Below are 18,409 nucleotides of genomic sequence, written 5' to 3'. Positions count from 1 at the left end.
CGTACCCGACCAAAAGGCTTACCCCGTGACTGCGCCCCATGTCCTCGTCCTCAACTCCGGCTCCTCGTCGGTGAAGTACCAACTGCTCGACATGCGCGACAGCTCGCGGCTGGCCGTGGGGCTCGTGGAGCGCATCGGCGAGGAGACCTCCCGGCTGCGGCACACCCCGTTGCTGGCCGGCGGCGAGCCCCGGGAGCAGAACGGGCCGATCGCCGACCACGAGGAGGCCCTCAAGGCGGTCGCCGCCGAGCTGGCCGAGGACGGGCTCGGTCTCGACTCGCCGGAGCTGGCCGCGATCGGGCACCGGGTGGTGCACGGCGGCAAGTTCTTCACCGAGCCCACGGTCATCGACGACGCGGTGCTCAAGGAGGTGGAGCGGCTGATCCCGGTGGCGCCGCTGCACAACCCGGCGAACCTGACGGGTATCCGTACAGCGATGGCGCTGCGGCCCGATCTGCCGCAGGTGGCGGTGTTCGACACGGCGTTCCACACGTCGATGCCTGAGGCCGCGTCGCGGTACGCGATCGACGTGAAGACGGCCGACGAGCACCGGGTGCGGCGCTACGGCTTCCACGGCACCTCGCACGCGTACGTGTCCCGCAAGACGGCCGAGCTGCTGGGGCGGGCGCCGGAGGACGTCAACGTGATCGTGCTGCACCTGGGCAACGGGGCGTCGGCGTCCGCGGTGCGCGGCGGGCGGTGCGTGGACACGTCGATGGGTCTGACGCCGCTTGAGGGCCTCGTGATGGGTACGCGTTCAGGGGATGTCGATCCGGCCGTCATCTTCCACTTGATGCGGGTGGGGAAGATGTCGGCGGACGAGATCGACGTCCTGCTGAACAAGCGCTCGGGCCTGCTGGGTCTGTGCGGTGACAACGACATGCGCGAGATCCGCCGGCGCGTCGACGAGGGTGACGAGGAGGCCGCGCTGGCCTTCGACATCTACGTGCACCGGCTGAAGAAGTACATCGGCGCGTATTACGCGGTGCTCGGCCGGGTGGACGCGGTCGCGTTCACGGCGGGGGTCGGCGAGAACGCGGCGCCGGTGCGGGAAGCTGCGGTCGCGGGCCTGGAGGAGCTGGGTCTGTCGGTGGACGGAGAGCTGAATTCCGTACGTTCCGACGAGGCGCGGATCATCTCGCCCGAGTACGCCCGGGTGGCCGTGGCCGTGGTGCCGACCGACGAGGAGCTGGAGATCGCGCAGCAGACCTACGTCCTCGTCCGCGACCGCAACGACTGAGCGGTCGCCCGCCCATTTGTAGATTCCACCAGACGGAATATTCCGTAGCGAAACAAACCGATAGGATCGCCCCCATGCGCCGTTCCAAAATCGTCTGCACGCTGGGCCCCGCCGTCGACTCCGAAGAGCAGCTCGTCTCGCTGATCGAGGCCGGCATGAACGTGGCCCGCTTCAACTTCAGCCACGGCACCCACGCCGAGCACCAGGGCCGTTACGACCGCGTCCGCGCGGCCGCCGAGAAGACGGGTCGCGCCGTGGGCGTGCTCGCCGACCTCCAAGGCCCCAAGATCCGCCTGGAGACCTTCGCCGAGGGCCCCGTCGAGCTGGTGCGCGGTGACGAGTTCACCATCACCACCGAGGACGTCCCCGGCGACAAGTCGATCTGCGGGACGACGTACAAGGGGCTCCCCGGTGACGTCTCCAAGGGCGACCCGGTCCTCATCAACGACGGCAACGTCGAGCTGAAGGTCGTCGAGGTCGAGGGCCCGCGCGTGAAGACCGTCGTCATCGAGGGCGGTGTCATCTCCGACCACAAGGGCATCAACCTGCCCGGCGCGGCCGTCAACGTACCGGCCCTGTCCGAGAAGGACATCGAGGACCTGCGCTTCGCGCTGCGGATGGGCTGCGACATGGTCGCCCTGTCCTTCGTGCGCGACGCCAACGACGTCAAGGACGTCCACAAGGTGATGGACGAGGAGGGCCGCCGGGTCCCCGTCATCGCCAAGGTGGAGAAGCCGCAGGCCGTCGCCAACATGGAGGGCGTCGTCGCGGCGTTCGACGCGGTGATGGTGGCGCGCGGCGACCTCGCGGTCGAGTACCCGCTGGAGAAGGTCCCGATGGTGCAGAAGCGCCTCGTGGAGATGTGCCGCCGCAACGCCAAGCCCGTCATCGTCGCCACCCAGATGATGGAGTCGATGATCACCAACTCGCGCCCGACGCGCGCCGAGGCGTCCGACGTCGCCAACGCGATCCTCGACGGCGCCGACGCGGTCATGCTGTCGGCCGAGTCCAGCGTGGGCGCGTACCCGATCGAGACCGTCAAGACGATGTCGAAGATCGTCCAGGCGGCCGAGGAGGAGCTGCTGTCCAAGGGGCTCCAGCCGCTCGTCCCGGGCAAGAAGCCGCGGACGCAGGGCGGTTCGGTGGCCCGTGCCGCGTGCGAGATCGCGGACTTCCTCGACGGCAAGGCGCTCATCGCGTTCACCAAGTCCGGTGACACCGCGCGCCGCCTGTCGCGCTACCGCGCCTGCCAGCCGATCCTCGCGTTCACCACGGACGCCGACACCCGCAACCAGCTCACGCTGAGCTGGGGCGTGGAGACGTACGTCGTGCCGCACGTGGACTCCACCGACGCGATGGTCGACCTGGTCGACGCCGAGCTGGTCAAGCTGAACCGGTTCAACGACGGCGACACCGTGATCATCACCGCCGGCTCGCCCCCCGGCGTCCCCGGCACCACCAACATGGTCCGGGTGCACCACCTGGGCGGCGGCGAGCGCGACTGACCCGCGCACGGCCCGCACCTGCGCCGAGGGCGCCTCCTGTACGTACAGGAGGCGCCCTCGGCGTATGGCTACGAGCGGTGGAGCGCGGCGGTCAGCTGTTCTCGACCGTCGTGTGCAGGCCGGGCACGTGCAGCGTCCCGCCGAACTGCGCGGCCTGGGTGACCTTCACGTTGGTGAAGTACAGCAGCGGCAGGTTCAGCGGCGGCGGGCTCTTCGCGTTGAACGTCATGGGGATCAGCCCGAGCAGGTTGCCGGACAGCTCCTCCGTGTACATCGTCGTCTTCCCGCCCCGGATCGTGGACGTGGAGCCCTTGTCCGCGCGGATGTGGAAGAACTTGCCGTCCGGGCCCGGGGCGATCTGGTGCAGGTCGCCGATGTCGGTCCCGTCCGAGATGACGTACTTCATGACGCGCTTGGTCGACCCGTCGGCCATCTGGACGTCTACGAGGCCCTTGTAGTCCGCGCCCTTGAGCAGGAGCGAGCTGGCCTCCAGGCGCCAGGTGGCGCTCGGCAGCCGGGCCGGGGTGTCCTCGTTGGCCCCCTTGGCGTCGGTGGCGACCGGGCAGTTGTCCGGTACCTCGGTGGCGGACGGCGAGGGCGTGGCGGACTTGGCCTCCTCGGCGGCCTTGGCGGCCTCCTCGGTCGCCTTGTCCACCGTGTCCTTGGTGTCCTTGACCGCGTCGCCGGCCTTGCCGGTGGTGTCCTTGACGGCGTCGCCGGCCTTGCCGGTGGTGTCCTTGACGGCGTCGCCGGCCTTGCCGGTGGTGTCCTTGACCGGGTCGCCCGCGTCCTTCGACGCGGACTGCGAGGGGCTCGGGGTCGGGGTGGCCGACTCCTTGTCCTTCGGGGTGAGCAGGTCGCGGAGCTTGTCGCCGACGCCCAGCGGGTCGAGCGGGTTCTTGCTCTGCGAGGGCGAGGGGGACGGCGAGGCCGTCTCCTTGTCCTGCGTCGCGCCCGATCCGGCGGTGGACGACGACGGCTTCGGGTCGGGCGTCGCGCTCTTGTCGCCGGACTTCTCGCCCGCCGTGTCGCCGCCGGCCTTGTCCTTGCTCCCGCTCGCGTCCGGGGTGGCGGACGCGGAGGGCGAGGGCGTGGCGGAGGCGTCCGGCTTCTTGTCGTCCTTCGCCTTGTCCTTGCCGTCGTCGGCCGCGGACTTGCCGTCCCGCTGCGCCTCGACGGCGTCGGCGCACGCCTTGTAGTCCTCCGCCGAGAACTTGGTGGGGTTGTCCTTGGCCGCCGCCAGCGTCGGCGTCAGACCCAGGCCCATGAGCACGGCCGTGGGCATGGCCGCGATGGCGATGGCCTTGCCCGCGGGCATGTGCAGCCGTGTGAACAGATGCTTCCTCGGTGCTGCATGCCGCGGCCCGGTTCTCGCACGGGACTCCCCCGCGGAGTCCTCGTGGTGCACCTCGTCAGCCGGCACGGTGCCTCCCGTTCGTCCCGTCATCCGGGCTCGTCCCTGACACATCGTCGTTTGCGCCCGCGACCCGATAGGTGGCTCCCGTGACCGGCGGCGGCGCGACGGCGCTCTGCGGCGCCGTGTCACCGGCCGGCGCGGCGGGTCCGTCCCCCTGCGGCCTGCCCGGTGCCCAGGAGACGCCGAGGGCGCCGCCGACGAGGGACAGCAGGAAGCCGATGACGAAACCGCCGAAGTTGGAGACCACCAGGGAGACCAGGGCGAGAAGGATCGCCGCCACCCCCGCGAACACCCGGGAGTGCGGCTGGAACCACATCGTCAGGCCGAGCACGACGAGCAGGACACCGATGATGAGCGAACCGGCGCCGGCCGTGGTGGCCATCCGGATCGTCATCGTCCCCAGCGTCAGATTCGCGTACGGGAAGTACATGATGGGGATGCCGCCGAGGATCGACAGCAGACCACCCCAGAATGGGCGCTGACCGCGCCACCCTCGGAACGATTGGCGCATGGAACCCAGCTTGCCGGCGGGTCCTGCGTGCGCTTCGGCGCTCATGTCGTACAGCTCCTCGGGAATGGCGTTGTTCTGTGGTGATGGTGGCTGTCCGGATACGGGCACGGGGACGGCCGCGAGCGTTCCCGTACGCCCCCATGCCCGGCCGATCAGCACATCAGATACCCAGCCCCGAGCCCCAGTGCGGGCCCGTGCGGACTAGTAGCACTCGTGCTTGCCCTTCTGGACCTTCATCTTGAGGCCGGAGAGCTTGAAGGTGCCGGCCGTGGTGGCCCACGCCCGCTGCTGGACCTTCTCGAAGTGCACCGAGTCGGCCTGCTGTGCGAACGAGTTCGGGTCCGCCTTGTCGCCCTGGTGGATACCGGGGCCCTTGGCCGCGGAACCCGCCGCCACACCGATGTCGATGTTCTCGAAGGTCGCGTCGGCCTTCAGGTCATCGGCGTCGATGTAGAGGGTCTTGGCCTCGACCCGGGGACCGCCCGGAGCGCCGGCCGACAGCTTCATCGACACGTCGCCGAAGACCGGGACCGGAACGACCACGGACTGGCAGAGGTTGGTGATCTCCGCCGACTTCATGCCGACGACGGCCACCGGGTGGGCGCCCGACTTACCTGCGTCGATGGCGCCGTACTGGGCGAAGCCCTTGCCATCGAGGGAGTCGGCCGTCACCTTGAACGACTGACCCGAAACGCTGAACGATGCCGCCAACGCGCCCTGGGACAGGGCCACGCCTATCGCGGCGGTCGCCGCGACGCTGGGCACCATGACTACGGCGAACCGCTTCCATCTGGTTCCGCCACGAGCCACGGACTTCATGACTGTTCCTCCTTCTCGGACGTACATCTCCGGCCCTGACTGCCCCTTGAGGCGGCTCAGCCGGGCAGGGATGGGAGAAGTGCTACGTCCTCGGGAAGGAGAGCGCCCGCATCGGAGGCGCGTATACGAGCCGCACCCTGATCACCGGCGATCACCCCCGAGCGACAACCACTGGTCGCACCTGAGCATCACGCGCAACCTGCCGGACAGGCCCAGCCAGGCGGCTGAGACCCCCCTGTCCTGAGGCCGACGGCGCTCCCCATGGTTCGCCGGCGGCCTGCTCGGTGGGGACCCACGGGCCCTTCGCGCCGACTGGCTGCCGTGCGGGGGGTGGTGGACCGAGCGTGCCCGATCGTGGTGCATTCCCGGCGTCGGCACAAGGGGGTTCGTTACTCGCGGGTAACGGACGGATAACCGCGCCGCCACCGCACGGCGTCGAACGGCGACGCAGGGTGCGGTCAAGGGGATTGCTTTTCCATGGCAATCCGGGGCAGAGCCGGGCAGAAGGAGACCCCGGTCTTACTCCAAGTAACAGCGGCCGCGATTACCAAGTTTTGGTAAAGCGCGACCGCTGTGCGCCCTTGCGGGCAGAACTTTCACCCCGGCATCACATGCCGTGACGTTTAGGAACTGGTCACCGGCGGCTCAGAAGAGAACCCGGGCCAGAGCCGTACGGGCCGTGGTCACGCGGGGATCGTCGGCGCCGACGACCTCGAACAGCTCCAGGAGCCGGACCCGCGCCGCGTCCCGGTCGTCACCGGCCGAACGCGCCACCGCGTCGACGAGCCGCCCGAACGCGTCCTCCACATGACCGCCCACCAGATCCAGGTCGGCGGCCGCGATCTGCGCCCGCACGTCCCCCGGATTCTCGGCGGCGTCCTTACGGACCTGCTGCGGGTCCGCGTCCTGCACGCGCTGGAGCAGTTCGGCCTGCGCGAGACCGAGCTTGGCCTCCGTGTTCGCCGGGTCGTCGGACAGGACGTTCTTGTACGCCCGCACCGCGCCCGCGAGGTCCCCGGCGTCCAGCGCCTGCACCGCGGCCTCCAGCAGCGCGTCGTAGGGGCCCGCGGGGGCCTCCTGTACGGGCGGCTGCGCGCCTTGCGCGTCGGGGTCGACGGCGATGCCGGTGAGCCCGAACCGCTCCTCGGCGACCTGGACCAGCTGGTCGAGGGTCTGGCGGATCTGGGCCTCGGGGGCCGCGCCCTGGAAGAGGGGCAGGGCCTGGCCGGCGACGACCGCGAACACAGCCGGGATGCCCTGCACCCCGAACTGCTGCATCAACATCTGGTTGGCGTCTACGTCGATCTTGGCGAGCAGGAAGCGGCCGTTGTACTCGGTGGCCAGCCGCTCCAGGAGCGGGCTGAGCTGCTTGCAGGGCTCGCACCACTCGGCCCAGAAGTCGATGACGACCGGGACCTCGGTGGAACGCTGCAGTACGTCGCGCTCGAAGCCCGCCTCATCGACGTCGATGACCAGGCCGGCCGGGGACACGGCGGCCGGACCGCCACCCTGCCGGGCGGCTTCGGCGCGCGCCTGCTCCGCCTTCGCCTTGGCCTCCTGGGCCGCCTTCACCGCGGCGAGATCGACGACTCCGCTCATGGACATGTTCCGTGGCTGCATGCGTACAGTCTCCCCCTTCCGCGGACGGTTGTGGGCCGGGTCCGCCTCCCTGACCCCCCGCCGGTGTGCGGGGCCGGTGGAGCGGGCTCGGCCGTGCTGCGTGGCTCCGGGTCCCCACCCGGTGCCTGTGGTTGCCGCTCGTCCGGGCGACCGGGGTGCAGAACCGGTGGCGCGGTACGAACATGAGCTTTCGCTACGCCTCGTAGCGTAACTGGCCCGTGCGGCGGGTGGGGCGCGGGTGACCTCCCTCGGGGCGTGATCTGGCTCACGGGAGGCATCGGGCCTACTCGCCGGTATGGTCGCCCTCATGCAAAGCCGCACCCCCGCCCGTACCGGACGCCAGGGACGCCCACGGTCCGCCGCGGCCGACGAGGCGATCCTGGAGGCGACGCGTGCCGGGCTCGTCGAACTGGGCTGGTCGAAGCTGACGCTGGGGGACGTGGCGACGCGGGCGGGGGTCGCCAAGACGACGCTGTACCGGCGGTGGGCCGGGAAGAACGAGCTGGTCGTGGACGCGGTCGCCGTCCTCTTCGACGAGCTGGAACTGCCCGACCGGGGGTCGCTGGCGGCCGACATCGAGGGCGTGGTGCTTCAGTTCGCGGCGATCCTGGACCGGCCGGAGACGAAGACGGCGCTGATGGCCGTCGTCGCGGAGTCCACGCGGGACGCTCCGCTGCGGGAGCGGATCCGGACGTCCATCGTGGAGCGGCAGAAGCGGCTCGTCCTCGAGGGGCGGGCGCGGGCCGAGCGGCGGGGGGAGTTGCCGGTGGCGGCGGACGCGGTGGCCGCGGCCGAGACGGCGGATCTCATCTTCGACGTCGCCGCGGGGGCGGTCGTGCACCGGACGCTTGTCTCTGCCGAGCCGGTGGACGAGAACTGGGTCCGCCGCTTCACCGCGCTGCTCTTGACCGGGCTGGCCTCAGCGTCCACCTGACCGGTGCGGGGCGGTCCCCTGAGGTAAGTGGGTGGCTCCGGCCGGTGGGTGACCTCGACATTCGTCGTGGCTGATCGCGCAGTTCCCCGCGCCCCTGAGGGAGCGGGGCTTCGCCCCAGCTCCCCAGGGGAGGAGGCGGCGACGCAGTCGCCCCGACAGGGGCGCGGGGAACTGCGCGGCCAGCCACCCACCCGGCGAAAGGTGGATGACTGCCCCGGGAACGCCGGGGGCGTCAGAAGCCAGGGGGTTCGGTGTACGTGCCCCATTCCTCGCGGAGCACCCCGCAGATCTCCCCCAGCGTCGCCTCCGCCCGCACCGCCTCCAACATCGGCCCGATCATGTTGACGCCCCCACGGGCCGCCTCCAGCATCGCGCCCAACGCCTCCCGCACGGCGCCCTCGTCCCGCCCGCTCTTGCGCCCGGCAAGAACCCGTACCTGCTCCCGCTCGACCTCGTGGCTGACCCGCAGGATCTCCAGGTCCCCGGTGACGGACCCCTCGTGGACGTTGACGCCGACGACCCGCTTGTCGCCCTTCTCCAGCGCCTGCTGATAGCGGAACGCGGACTCCGCGATCTCCCCGGTGAACCAGCCGTCCTCGATCCCGCGCAGGATGCCGGACGTGATCGGCCCGATGGGGTGCTGCCCGTCCGGGTGCGCCCGCAGGCCCCGCTCCTTGATCTGGTCGAAGATCTTCTCCGCGTCGGCCTCGATGCGGTCGGTGAGCTGCTCGATGTACCAGGAGCCGCCGAGCGGGTCGGCGACGTTGGCGACGCCGGTCTCCTCCATGAGCACCTGCTGCGTGCGCAGGGCGATCTCGGCGGCCTGCTCGCTGGGGAGCGCGAGGGTCTCGTCGAGGGCGTTGGTGTGCAGCGAGTTCGTCCCGCCGAGCACCGCGGCGAGCGCCTCCACGGCGGTGCGTACGACGTTGTTGTACGGCTGCTGCGCGGTGAGCGAGACCCCGGCGGTCTGGGTGTGGAACCGCAGCCATTGCGCCTTCTCGCTGCGCGCCCCGTACACGTCCCGCATCCAGCGCGCCCAGATGCGGCGGGCGGCGCGGAACTTGGCGATCTCCTCGAAGAAGTCGACGTGCGCGTCGAAGAAGAAGGACAGGCCGGGCGCGAACACGTCCACGTCGAGCCCGCGGCTGAGGCCCAGTTCGACGTAGCCGAAGCCGTCGGCGAGCGTGTACGCCAGTTCCTGCGCGGCCGTCGCCCCGGCCTCACGGATGTGGTAGCCGGAGACGGACAGCGGCTTGTAGGCGGGGATGGAGGCGGCGCAGTGCTCCATCAGGTCGCCGATGAGGCGCAGATGGGGCTCGGGCTGGAACAGCCACTCCTTCTGCGCGATGTACTCCTTGAAGATGTCCGTCTGGAGCGTGCCGTTGAGGACGGCGGGGTCCACGCCCTGGCGCTCGGCGGCGACGAGGTACATGCAGAAGACGGGCACGGCCGGCCCGCTGATCGTCATGGACGTGGTCACGTCACCGAGGGGGATGTCCTTGAACAGGACCTCCATGTCGGCGGCGGAGTCGATGGCGACCCCGCAGTGGCCGACCTCGCCGAGGGAGCGCGGGTCGTCGGAGTCGCGGCCCATGAGGGTCGGCATGTCGAAGGCGACGGAGAGCCCGCCGCCGCCGTTGCGCAGGATCATCTTGTAGCGCTCGTTCGTCTGCTCGGCGTTGCCGAAGCCGGCGAACTGGCGGATGGTCCAGGTCCGCCCGCGGTACCCCGTCGCGTGCAGCCCGCGGGTGTACGGGTACTCCCCCGGCCAGCCGATCCGCTCGAAGCCCTCGTACGTGTCGCCGGGGCGCGGCCCGTAGACCGGCTCGACGGAGTCTCCGGAGAGCGTGGTGAAGTCCGCGTCACGCTTGCGGGCCTTGTCGTAACGGGCCTGCCAGCGGCGGCGGCCCTCCTCGATCGCGTCAGCGTCCATACCCTCGAATTTACTAGGACGTCCAAGTAAATGTCGATGGCTGACGGCATCCGAGGGTGTCGGATGCCGTGGGATCAGGCCTTGGCCAGCTCGGTGTCGCCCGCGACCTTCGGCTCCAGCTCGGCGGAGATCTTGCGCTCGACGAAGAACGCGGCGGTCGGGATCGTGCCCGCGATCAGCACCCAGAGCTGCTTGCCGACCGGCCACTTCGCCTTGGAGCCCAGGTCGAAGGCGAAGACGAGGTAGATCACGTAGAGCCAGCCGTGCGCGATGGCGATGACGCGCGTGGCGTCGGCGGCGCCGTTCACGTCGAACACGTACTTGGCGATCATGCCGAGACACAGGAGGACCAGGAGCACACCGGTGACGTAGGCCATGATCCGGTAGCGGGTCAGCACACTTCGCTTCATGGATACGAGCGTAACCGCCCGAAAAATCCCCGCTTCGGCGGGGAGCCGGTAGCCGGACCGGTCAGTCCGTCGCCTCGAAGTCGCGGGCTGCGACGCGCAGCGGGCGGAGCATCGCGAAGATCTCCGCGCACTCCTCGGCGTCGTACGCCCCGAGGCCGAAGTCCATCGCCATCAGGTCGCGGGTGGCGGACTCGACGACCTCGCGGCCCTTGTCGGTGATGGTGGCGAGGGTGCCGCGGCCGTCGTTGGGGTTCGGGCGCTTGGCGACGAGGCCGGACCGGACGAGGCGGTCGACGGTGTTCGTCACGGACGTGGGGTGCACCATCAGGCGCTCGCCGATCTTCGACATCGGCAGTTCGCCGGCCTTCGAGAACGTGAGCAGGACGAGGGCCTCGTAGCGGGCGAAGGTGAGGCCGTACGGCTTGACCACGGCGTCGACCTCGGCGAGCAGGATCTGCTGGGCGCGCATGATCGAGGTGATCGCCACCATGGAGGGGACGGATCCCCAGCGCTGCTTCCAGAGTTCGTCCGCGCGGGCGATGGGGTCGAAGGGGAGGGAAAGGGGCTTCGGCACGGGGTTGACCTTACCGGCCGGTCATATACCGCTCAGCCCCATCTCGCCCTTCGGTCATCCCCCGCGCCTGGGCAGTCGATCACCTGCGGGCCGGTGGTGGCTGTTCGCGCAGTTCCCCGCGCCCCTGGGTAGTCGATCACCATCCGGGCGGTGGGGCTTCTCGCGCAGTTCCCCGCGCCCCTGGAGGGGCGACTGCGTCGCCACCTCCTCCCCTGAGGGAGCTGGGGCGAAGCCCCGCTCCCTCAGGGGCGCGGGGAACTGCGCGACCAGCCACGACGAATGCCGAGGCCGAAGAACCCGCCCGAAGGGGCACTCGCCCGAGTCGGGGAACAGCCGTCAGCCGGACAGATGGCGTTCTACCGTGTCCACCTTCGACGTGAGCCCGTCCGTCACCCCGGGCCGGATGTCCGCCTTGAGGACGAGGGAGACCCGAGGAGCCCGCTCCTCGACCACGGCGACGGCCCGCCGCACGACGGCCATGACCTCGTCCCACTCCCCCTCCACGGACGTGAACATCGCATCGGTCCGATTCGGCAGCCCCGACTCCCGGACCACCCGCACCGCGTCGGCCACGTACTCCCCGACGTCCTCGCCGACCCCGAGCGGAGTCACGGAGAAAGCGACGATCATGCGCCGACCACGCCTTCCTTACGGGCGCGCGACGCGATCACCGCGTCCTCCGCCTCCCGCCGCAGCCGCCGCTCGGCGAAGAACCCGCCGGTCGGCAGGACGGACAGGACGAAGTAGAGCGCCGCGGTGCCAAGGCTCCACTTCGCCCGGTTCCACGCGTCGGCCCAGAAGATCACGTACAGGACGAACAGCACGCCGTGCACCATGCCCATGACCGGCACCGCGTTGAAGTCCGTGGTCCGCTTCAGGATCGAGCAGATCAGCAGCAGGAGGAAGGAGACGGCCTCCGGGGCGGAGGCGAGGCGGAGGCGTCGGAGGGCGGAGGCGGTCTTGATGTCCACGGGTGCACCTTCGGCAGAGCGGCGGGCAGGAGGGATGGATCTTGTGAATGTACGCACAAGCGTGTCCCATTGTGGCACCAGGGCCCCGCGCCCCCGTCGGCGCCCTCCCCCGCTCGGCCCCGCGCCCGCTACCGTCGCTCCGTGGCAACGTTTCGGCTCCAGGGCGGCAAGGTGCTGGCCGTCGACATGACGGGCGACAGCGTCAAGGCGAAGAACGGCTCGATGGTCGCGTACGACGGCCGGATGACGTTCAAGAAGCTCAGCGGGGGTGGCGAGGGGATACGGGGGATGGTGACGCGCCGCATCACGGGCGAGCAGATGACCGTGATGGAGGTGAAGGGCGAGGGCACGTGCTGGTTCGCGGACCGGGCGAGCGAGATCAACCTCGTCGGGCTGCGCGGCGACAAGCTGTACGTGGAGGCGAGCAATCTGCTGTGCACGGACGCCGGCCTGCGCACGGGCACGACGTTCACGGGCATGCGCGGCGCCTCCCAGGGCAACGGCCTGTTCACGACGACCGTCGAGGGCCACGGCCAGGCGGCGATCATGAGCGACGGGCCGGCGGTGGTGCTGCGGGTGAGCCGGGACTGGCCGCTGACGGTGGACCCGGGCGCGTACATCGCGCACCAGGGGGACCTGCGGCAGTCGTTCCAGTCGGGGGTGACCTTCCGCACGTTCCTCGGGGAGGGCGGCGGCGAGGCGTTCCAGATCCTCTTCGAGGGCGACGGGCTCGTGTACGTACAGCCCAGTGAGCGGAACACGATCGCGGGGGACGTGTGAGATGACGGTCGTCTTCGACGAGGTGAACGCGAAGATGGTGCGGGCCCGGCTCGCGCCCGGGGAGCGGGTGTTCAGCCAGCGCGGCGCGATGCTCGCGTACACCGGCGAGGTGGCGTTCACGCCGAACCTCCAGGGCGGGCAGGGCGGGCTGATGTCGATGATCGGGCGGCGGGTCGCGGGCGAGGCGACGCCGCTGATGACGGTCGAGGGCAGCGGCACGGTCCTGTTCGGGCACGGCGGCCACCACGTGCAGGTGATCCATCTGTCCGGCGACACGCTGTACGTGGAGGCGGACCGGCTGCTGGCCTTCGACGGGGCGCTGCGCCAGGGCACGATGTTCATGGGCTCGCAGGGCGGGGTGATGGGCATGGTGCGCGGGCAGGTGACCGGGCAGGGCCTGTTCACGACGACGCTGGCCGGGCACGGCGCGGTCGCGGTGATGGCGCACGGCGGGGTGATCGAGGTGCCGATCACGCCGGGGCGGGCGGTGCACGTGGACCCGCAGGCGTACGTCGCCCACCATGGGGACGTACGGAACAAGCTGTCGGCGGCGCTCGGCTGGCGGGAGATGGTGGGGCGCGGCAGCGGCGAGGCGTTCCAGCTCGAACTGAGCGGGACCGGGACGGTGTTCGTGCAGGCGTCGGAGGAGAAGCTGTGAACCCGGTGGTGCACGATCCGGCGTCGCTGCCGGTGGACGACAACGTCAACGCGTACACGTTCTGTGTGGAGCTGCGCGGCGGGCAGTGGTTCCTGCAGAAGGGGAAGATGATCGCCTACTACGGGCGGATCGACTTCAACGGTGTGGGGCACGGGCGGCTCGACCGGCTGGTGCGGACCTCGTTCCACTCGCCGCTGCACGCGAGCGACTGGGTGGTCGCGGAGGGCAGTGGCAAGATGCTGCTCGCCGACCGGGCCTTCGATGTGAACTCCTACGACCTGGATGACGGCAATCTGACCATCCGGGCGGGCAATCTGCTCGCTTTTCAGCCAAGTCTCGCGCTGAAGCAGTCGATCGTGCCGGGCTTCCTGACGCTCATTGGCACGGGCAAATTCGTCGCCGCGTCGAACGGGCCCGTGGTCTTCATGGAGCCGCCCGTGCGCGTCGATCCGCAGGCGCTGGTCGGCTGGGCGGACTGCCCGTCGCCGTGCCACCACTACGACCACGGCTATCTGACGGGCGTGATCGGCGGTCTACGTGCGATGACGGGGGTCGGCGGGGCGAGCGGCGAGGAGCATCAGTTCGAGTTCGTGGGCGCGGGGACGGTCCTGTTGCAGTCGAGTGAGGCGCTGATGCCGGACCGTTCGGTGGGGCAGCCGCCTCCGCAGGCGGGCGTGCCGGGCGCCGGGGCGGGGCCCGGCGCAGGCCAGCCATCGGCACCGCGCCTTCCCGGACAGCTCGGAGACCTCCAGCGTCGCTTCGGGCTGTGAGCGGTAGTCTGCGGAGGGTGACGTCGAACGCGTGACCACCCCCACTTTCGTTCGCTTTTCAACTTCTTAGGTAGAATCGATTTCATGGAGACCGAAACGGCCACGCAGTGGCTGACCCCGGAGGAGCAGTGCGCCTGGCGCACCCACCTGGAGGTCAACAAGCTGCTCAACTACCAGCTTGAGAAAGACCTCCAGCCGTTCGGCCTGACAATGAACGACTACGAGATCCTGGTCAATCTCTCCGAGGCGGAGGACCGGAGGATGCGGATGAGCGATCTCGCCGCCGCGACCCTCCAGTCCAAGAGCCGCCTCTCGCACCAGATCACCCGCATGGAGAACGCGGGCCTGGTGCGCCGCGAGAACTGCGAGTCCGACCGGCGCGGCCTGTTCACCGTCCTGACCGACGACGGCATGGAGATGATGCGCACGGTCGCGCCGCACCACGTGGCGTCCGTGCGCCGGCACTTCGTCGATCTCGTCGAGCCACTGGAGCTGAGCAACCTCCAGGCGGCCCTGACGCCCATCGCCGAACATCTGCGTTCGCAGCGCGGCAAACCCTGACCCCGGCCTGACCCCGGTCACTTCACCCGGTTCGTCCCTCGCGCGCGGCACCCTCGGCACGGCCGGTTCCCGCCGCGCCGTCCGGGCTCGTACGCGCGTCTGCGTCCCGGCCCGTACGGGGGCCTGCCCGCCGCCCGTCGAGCAGCGGGGCGGTGAGCGCGGCGAGGGCCGGGGGCGCCGCCGCGAGCAGGAGGCAGACGCCCACCGGGGCGTGCGCGAGCAGGGCGCCCGCCCCGGCCGCGCCGAGGGAACTCCCGGCGTTCAGGGCGGTGTTGACCCAGGCCCCGGCCTGGGTGCGCAGCGCCGGATCGACCGCGCCGTCCGCGACGAGGTAGGCCGTCGTCAGCGCCGGTGCGACGAACAGGCCCGCGCAGAGTGCCGCCCCGGCCAGCGTCCCGGGCCCCGGCGCGCGGGAGGCCGCCGCGAGCGAGAGCGCCAGGCCCGCCGCGAACACCGGGAGCCGGGTGCGGGCGGTCAGGCGCCAGTCGACCGCGCCGTTGATCAGGCCGCCCGCGACACTGCCCGCCGAGAGGGCGGCCAGCGTCCAGGCGGCGGCCGAGGCCCGCCCGTGCTCCCCCGCGAACGCCACGATCAGCAGATCCAGCGCGCCGAGCGCCAGACCGACGCCCAGGGTCAGCGCCAGGGTGCGGCGCAGCGGGCCGAACACCCTGCCCCGTACGGCACGACCGGGCGCGGCGGGCTCGGCGGGCTCCTGCGGGCCGGGGACGGCGCCCTGCGGACCCGGCTCGGCGGGCTTCCGCGCGCCGGGCGCGGTGAGCGCCGGGGACGCCGTGAAGGCGAGGGTGCCGGCCGCGACGAGCGCCGCGCTCAGGGCCAGCCCCGACGCGGCGGGCGCGGCCGAGGCGAGCGCGCCGACCAGCAGCGGGCCCGTGACCAGGATCAGTTCCTCGGCGACCCCGTCGAGGCTGTAGGCCCGCTCCAGCAGGCGCGGCTCGGGCAGCAGGCGGGACCACAGCGCGCGCATGGCGGGCCCGAGCGGGGGCGTGGCCGCGCCCGCGCAGCCGGCCAGCGCCACGAGCACCGGGCCGGTGACAGCGGCGTCCCAGGTCACGGCGGCGAGCAGCGCCAGCAGGGCCGCGTACAGCAGGGCCATCGGGACGAGCGCGCGGCGCGGTCCGCGGCGGTCGACGAGGCGGGCACGGACGGGCGCCAGCAGCACGCTCGCGGCGCCGAACACGGCGGTCACCGTCCCGGCGACGGCGTAGGAGCCGGTGGCGTCGCGGGCGGCGAGGGTGAGGGAGAGGCCGACGGTGCCGTACGACAGGCGCCCGAGCAGGGCACCGGCGAAGGCCCGCGAGGCGTGCGGGGTCCGCAGGACAGCGGTGTACATGGGAGGGGTTCCTTCAGACATGCGGGAGACGTCAACGGGCCGCGTCAGCACCGGAGTTCTCTACGCACGAAGGAAGGACACACGCGTACGCTACAGCGCCGGGCCGCACGGAGCGACCCGGCGCCGGCGGGGACGTACCCGCTACTGGCCGGTGAGGCCCTCGACCAGTTCGTCGGCCGCGCGGTACGGGTCGAGGTCGCCCGTGACGATGCGCTCCGCGAGGGCGCCGAGGCGGCGGTCGCCGGAGAGGTCGCCGATGCGCTCGCGCAGCGCGGTCACGGCGATGGTCTCGACCTCGCGGGCGGCGCGGGCGGCCCGGCGCTCGGCCAGCACCCCGTGCTCCTCCATCCACGCGCGGTGCTTCTCCAGCGCCTGGACGACCTCGTCGACGCCCTCGCCGCGCGCGGCGACCGTCTTCACGATGGGCGGCCGCCAGTCGCCGGGGGCGCGGGCCTCGCCGAGCCCCAGCATGTGGTTCAGCTCGCGGGCGGTGGCGTCGGCGCCGTCCCGGTCCGCCTTGTTGACGACGTAGACGTCGCCGATCTCCAGGATGCCCGCCTTGGCGGCCTGGATGCCGTCGCCCATGCCGGGCGCGAGCAGGACGACGCTCGTGTCGGCCTGCGAGGCGATCTCCACCTCGGACTGGCCGACGCCGACGGTCTCGACCAGGACCACGTCGCAGCCGGCCGCGTCGAGGACGCGGATGGCCTGCGGCGCGGCCCAGGCGAGGCCGCCGAGGTGGCCCCGGGTCGCCATGGAGCGGATGTAGACGCCCGGGTCGGAGGCGTGCTCCGACATCCGCACCCGGTCGCCGAGCAGGGCGCCGCCGCTGAACGGCGACGACGGGTCGACGGCGAGCACGCCGACCCGCTTCCCGGCCCGCCGGTACGCGCTGACCAGCGCCGACGTGGAAGTCGACTTGCCGACACCGGGGGATCCGGTGAGGCCGACCACGTACGCGTTGCCGGTGAGCGGGGCGAGGGCGGCCATCACCTCGCGCAGTTGCGGGGACGCCCCCTCCACCAGCGAGATCAGCCGGGCGACCGCGCGCGGCCTGCCCTCCCTCGCCTGCGCGACCAGCGTGGGGACGTCCTGCATCACAGCTCCGTTCACTCGCTCCCGAAAAGGGTTACGCCTTGGGTACCCGCACGATGAGCGCGTCACCCTGACCGCCGCCGCCGCACAGCGCGGCCGCGCCGACGCCGCCGCCGCGCCGCTTCAGCTCCAGCGCGAGATGCAGCACGATACGGGCGCCGGACATCCCGATCGGGTGACCGAGGGCGATGGCGCCGCCGTTGACGTTCACCTTTTCCGAGGACACGCCGAGGTCCTTCATTGACTGCACGGCGACGGCCGCGAACGCCTCGTTGATCTCGATGAGGTCGATGTCCTCGACGCCGATGCCCTCCTTGCCGGCGGCGTGCCGGATGGCGTTGGACGGCTGCGACTGGAGCGAGTTGTCCGGGCCCGCCACGTTGCCGTGGGCGCCGATCTCGGCGATCCACTCCAGGCCCAGCTCCTGCGCCTTGGCCTTGCTCATCACGACCACGGCGGCGGCGCCGTCGGAGATCTGCGAGGAGGTGCCCGCGGTGATCGTGCCGTCCTTGGCGAAGGCCGGGCGGAGCTTCGCGAGCGACTCGGTGGTGGTCTCGGCGCGGATGCCCTCGTCCTGGCTGAACAGGACCGGCTCGCCCTTGCGCTGCGGGATCTCCACGGGCGTGATCTCGGCTTCGAACAGGCCGTTCTTCTGCGCGGCGGCGGCCCGCTGGTGCGAGAGCGCGGCGATCTCGTCCTGCTCGGGGCGGCCGATGCCGAGGCGGGTGTTGTGCTTCTCCGTGGAGGCGCCCATGGCGACGTTCTCGAAGGCGTCGGTCAGGCCGTCGTGCGCCATGGAGTCGAGCATCTCGATGGCGCCGTACTTGTGGCCCTCGCGGGACTTGGGCAGCAGGTGCGGCGCGTTCGTCATCGACTCCTGGCCGCCCGCGACGACGATGTCGAACTCGCCGGCGCGGATGAGCTGGTCGGCGAGCGCGATGGCGTCGAGGCCGGACAGACAGACCTTGTTGACGGTCAGCGCCGGCACGTTCATCGGGATGCCGGCCTTGACGGCGGCCTGGCGGGCCGGGATCTGGCCGGCGCCGGCCTGGAGCACCTGGCCCATGATCACGTACTGGACCTGGTCGCCGCCGATGCCCGCACGGTCGAGGGCGGCCTTGATGGCGAATCCGCCGAGGTCGGCTCCGGAGAAGGACTTGAGCGAGCCCAGCAGACGGCCCATGGGCGTCCGCGCGCCCGCGACGATCACTGAGGTGGTACCGGTCGTTCCAGTCATGAGGCACGGCCCCTAGCAGATGA

19 protein-coding genes are annotated in these 18,409 nt (G+C 71.1%); 7 read left to right on the top strand and 12 right to left on the bottom strand.

Annotated elements, in window-relative coordinates; all coding sequences use genetic code 11:
* Window positions 1-25: 25 nt before the first annotated feature.
* Both ACZ7LY_RS07050 and pyk read left to right on the top strand, forming a co-directional pair.
* Window positions 26-1,240: an acetate kinase gene (locus ACZ7LY_RS07050; RefSeq protein WP_471623487.1), complete on the top strand. Its 1,215-nt coding sequence runs from the start codon at window positions 26-28 to the stop codon at window positions 1,238-1,240.
* A gap of 74 nt (window positions 1,241-1,314) precedes the next feature.
* Complete coding sequence (gene pyk, locus ACZ7LY_RS07045; RefSeq protein WP_471623486.1) at window positions 1,315-2,745, top strand: pyruvate kinase; 1,431 nt, start codon at window positions 1,315-1,317, stop codon at window positions 2,743-2,745.
* 91 nt (window positions 2,746-2,836) lie between these two features.
* On the opposite strand, the gene ACZ7LY_RS07040 is transcribed toward pyk, so the two are convergent.
* The 4 genes from ACZ7LY_RS07040 to ACZ7LY_RS07025 all read right to left on the bottom strand — a co-directional run bounded on the left by ACZ7LY_RS07040 (window position 2,837) and on the right by ACZ7LY_RS07025 (window position 7,112).
* Window positions 2,837-4,063, bottom strand: a complete 1,227-nt coding sequence (locus tag ACZ7LY_RS07040; RefSeq protein WP_471623485.1) for a hypothetical protein — start codon at window positions 4,061-4,063, stop codon at window positions 2,837-2,839.
* 94 nt (window positions 4,064-4,157) lie between these two features.
* Window positions 4,158-4,718: a DUF6114 domain-containing protein gene (locus ACZ7LY_RS07035; RefSeq protein WP_471623484.1), complete on the bottom strand. Its 561-nt coding sequence runs from the start codon at window positions 4,716-4,718 to the stop codon at window positions 4,158-4,160.
* Window positions 4,719-4,874: 156 nt separating this feature from the next.
* Entirely contained in the window at window positions 4,875-5,492 is a 618-nt protein-coding gene (locus ACZ7LY_RS07030; RefSeq protein WP_471623483.1) for a DUF6230 family protein, read from the bottom strand.
* A 645-nt stretch (window positions 5,493-6,137) separates the two neighbouring features.
* A complete protein-coding gene (locus ACZ7LY_RS07025) occupies window positions 6,138-7,112 on the bottom strand; it encodes a tetratricopeptide repeat protein (RefSeq protein ID WP_471623482.1) in 975 nt (324 codons plus the stop codon).
* Window positions 7,113-7,419: 307 nt separating this feature from the next.
* Here ACZ7LY_RS07025 and ACZ7LY_RS07020 point away from each other — a divergent pair, with 307 nt between their 5' ends.
* Complete coding sequence (locus ACZ7LY_RS07020; protein ID WP_471623481.1) at window positions 7,420-8,046, top strand: TetR/AcrR family transcriptional regulator; 627 nt, start codon at window positions 7,420-7,422, stop codon at window positions 8,044-8,046.
* Between the two features lie 232 nt (window positions 8,047-8,278).
* On the opposite strand, the gene ACZ7LY_RS07015 is transcribed toward ACZ7LY_RS07020, so the two are convergent.
* The 5 genes from ACZ7LY_RS07015 to ACZ7LY_RS06995 form a co-directional block, all read right to left on the bottom strand.
* Window positions 8,279-9,979, bottom strand: coding sequence for an acyl-CoA mutase large subunit family protein (locus tag ACZ7LY_RS07015; protein WP_471623480.1), 1,701 nt, complete (start codon window positions 9,977-9,979; stop codon window positions 8,279-8,281).
* Between the two features lie 74 nt (window positions 9,980-10,053).
* Window positions 10,054-10,389 (bottom strand): DUF3817 domain-containing protein, encoded by a 336-nt coding sequence (locus tag ACZ7LY_RS07010; RefSeq protein WP_471623479.1) that lies wholly within the window; start codon window positions 10,387-10,389, stop codon window positions 10,054-10,056.
* A 61-nt stretch (window positions 10,390-10,450) separates the two neighbouring features.
* Complete coding sequence (locus ACZ7LY_RS07005; protein WP_471623478.1) at window positions 10,451-10,963, bottom strand: MarR family winged helix-turn-helix transcriptional regulator; 513 nt, start codon at window positions 10,961-10,963, stop codon at window positions 10,451-10,453.
* Between the two features lie 336 nt (window positions 10,964-11,299).
* Window positions 11,300-11,593: an MTH1187 family thiamine-binding protein gene (locus ACZ7LY_RS07000; RefSeq protein WP_471623477.1), complete on the bottom strand. Its 294-nt coding sequence runs from the start codon at window positions 11,591-11,593 to the stop codon at window positions 11,300-11,302.
* Window positions 11,590-11,934 (bottom strand): DUF3817 domain-containing protein, encoded by a 345-nt coding sequence (locus ACZ7LY_RS06995; protein ID WP_471623476.1) that lies wholly within the window; start codon window positions 11,932-11,934, stop codon window positions 11,590-11,592. Before ACZ7LY_RS06995 ends, ACZ7LY_RS07000 begins: the two co-directional genes overlap by 4 nt.
* 141 nt (window positions 11,935-12,075) lie before the next feature.
* Here ACZ7LY_RS06995 and ACZ7LY_RS06990 point away from each other — a divergent pair, with 141 nt between their 5' ends.
* From ACZ7LY_RS06990 to ACZ7LY_RS06975, 4 genes are all read left to right on the top strand, one after another.
* Window positions 12,076-12,714: an AIM24 family protein gene (locus ACZ7LY_RS06990; protein ID WP_471623475.1), complete on the top strand. Its 639-nt coding sequence runs from the start codon at window positions 12,076-12,078 to the stop codon at window positions 12,712-12,714.
* 1 nt (window position 12,715) lies between these two features.
* Window positions 12,716-13,372, top strand: a complete 657-nt coding sequence (locus tag ACZ7LY_RS06985; RefSeq protein WP_471623474.1) for an AIM24 family protein — start codon at window positions 12,716-12,718, stop codon at window positions 13,370-13,372.
* On the top strand, window positions 13,369-14,142 hold the full coding sequence (locus tag ACZ7LY_RS06980) for an AIM24 family protein (RefSeq protein WP_471623473.1): 774 nt from the start codon (window positions 13,369-13,371) through the stop codon (window positions 14,140-14,142). The genes ACZ7LY_RS06985 and ACZ7LY_RS06980 overlap by 4 nt, the downstream gene beginning before the upstream one ends.
* 84 nt (window positions 14,143-14,226) lie before the next feature.
* On the top strand, window positions 14,227-14,703 hold the full coding sequence (locus ACZ7LY_RS06975) for a MarR family winged helix-turn-helix transcriptional regulator (RefSeq protein ID WP_471623472.1): 477 nt from the start codon (window positions 14,227-14,229) through the stop codon (window positions 14,701-14,703).
* A gap of 22 nt (window positions 14,704-14,725) precedes the next feature.
* On the opposite strand, the gene ACZ7LY_RS06970 is transcribed toward ACZ7LY_RS06975, so the two are convergent.
* The 3 genes from ACZ7LY_RS06970 to ACZ7LY_RS06960 form a co-directional block, all read right to left on the bottom strand.
* Window positions 14,726-16,054, bottom strand: coding sequence for an MFS transporter (locus tag ACZ7LY_RS06970; RefSeq protein ID WP_471623471.1), 1,329 nt, complete (start codon window positions 16,052-16,054; stop codon window positions 14,726-14,728).
* A 141-nt stretch (window positions 16,055-16,195) separates the two neighbouring features.
* Window positions 16,196-17,152 carry a methylmalonyl Co-A mutase-associated GTPase MeaB gene (meaB, locus tag ACZ7LY_RS06965; protein WP_471623470.1) on the bottom strand — a complete coding sequence of 319 codons (957 nt, stop codon included), beginning with the start codon at window positions 17,150-17,152 and terminating at the stop codon, window positions 16,196-16,198.
* A gap of 31 nt (window positions 17,153-17,183) precedes the next feature.
* Complete coding sequence (locus ACZ7LY_RS06960) at window positions 17,184-18,386, bottom strand: acetyl-CoA C-acetyltransferase (RefSeq protein WP_471623469.1); 1,203 nt, start codon at window positions 18,384-18,386, stop codon at window positions 17,184-17,186.
* Window positions 18,387-18,409 lie beyond the last annotated feature (23 nt).

The sequence above is a fragment of the Streptomyces sp. NPDC107550 genome (assembly GCF_055639095.1).
The sequence above is the reverse complement of the archived record's forward strand: the minus strand, read 5'-3'. Positions and strand labels throughout refer to the sequence as shown.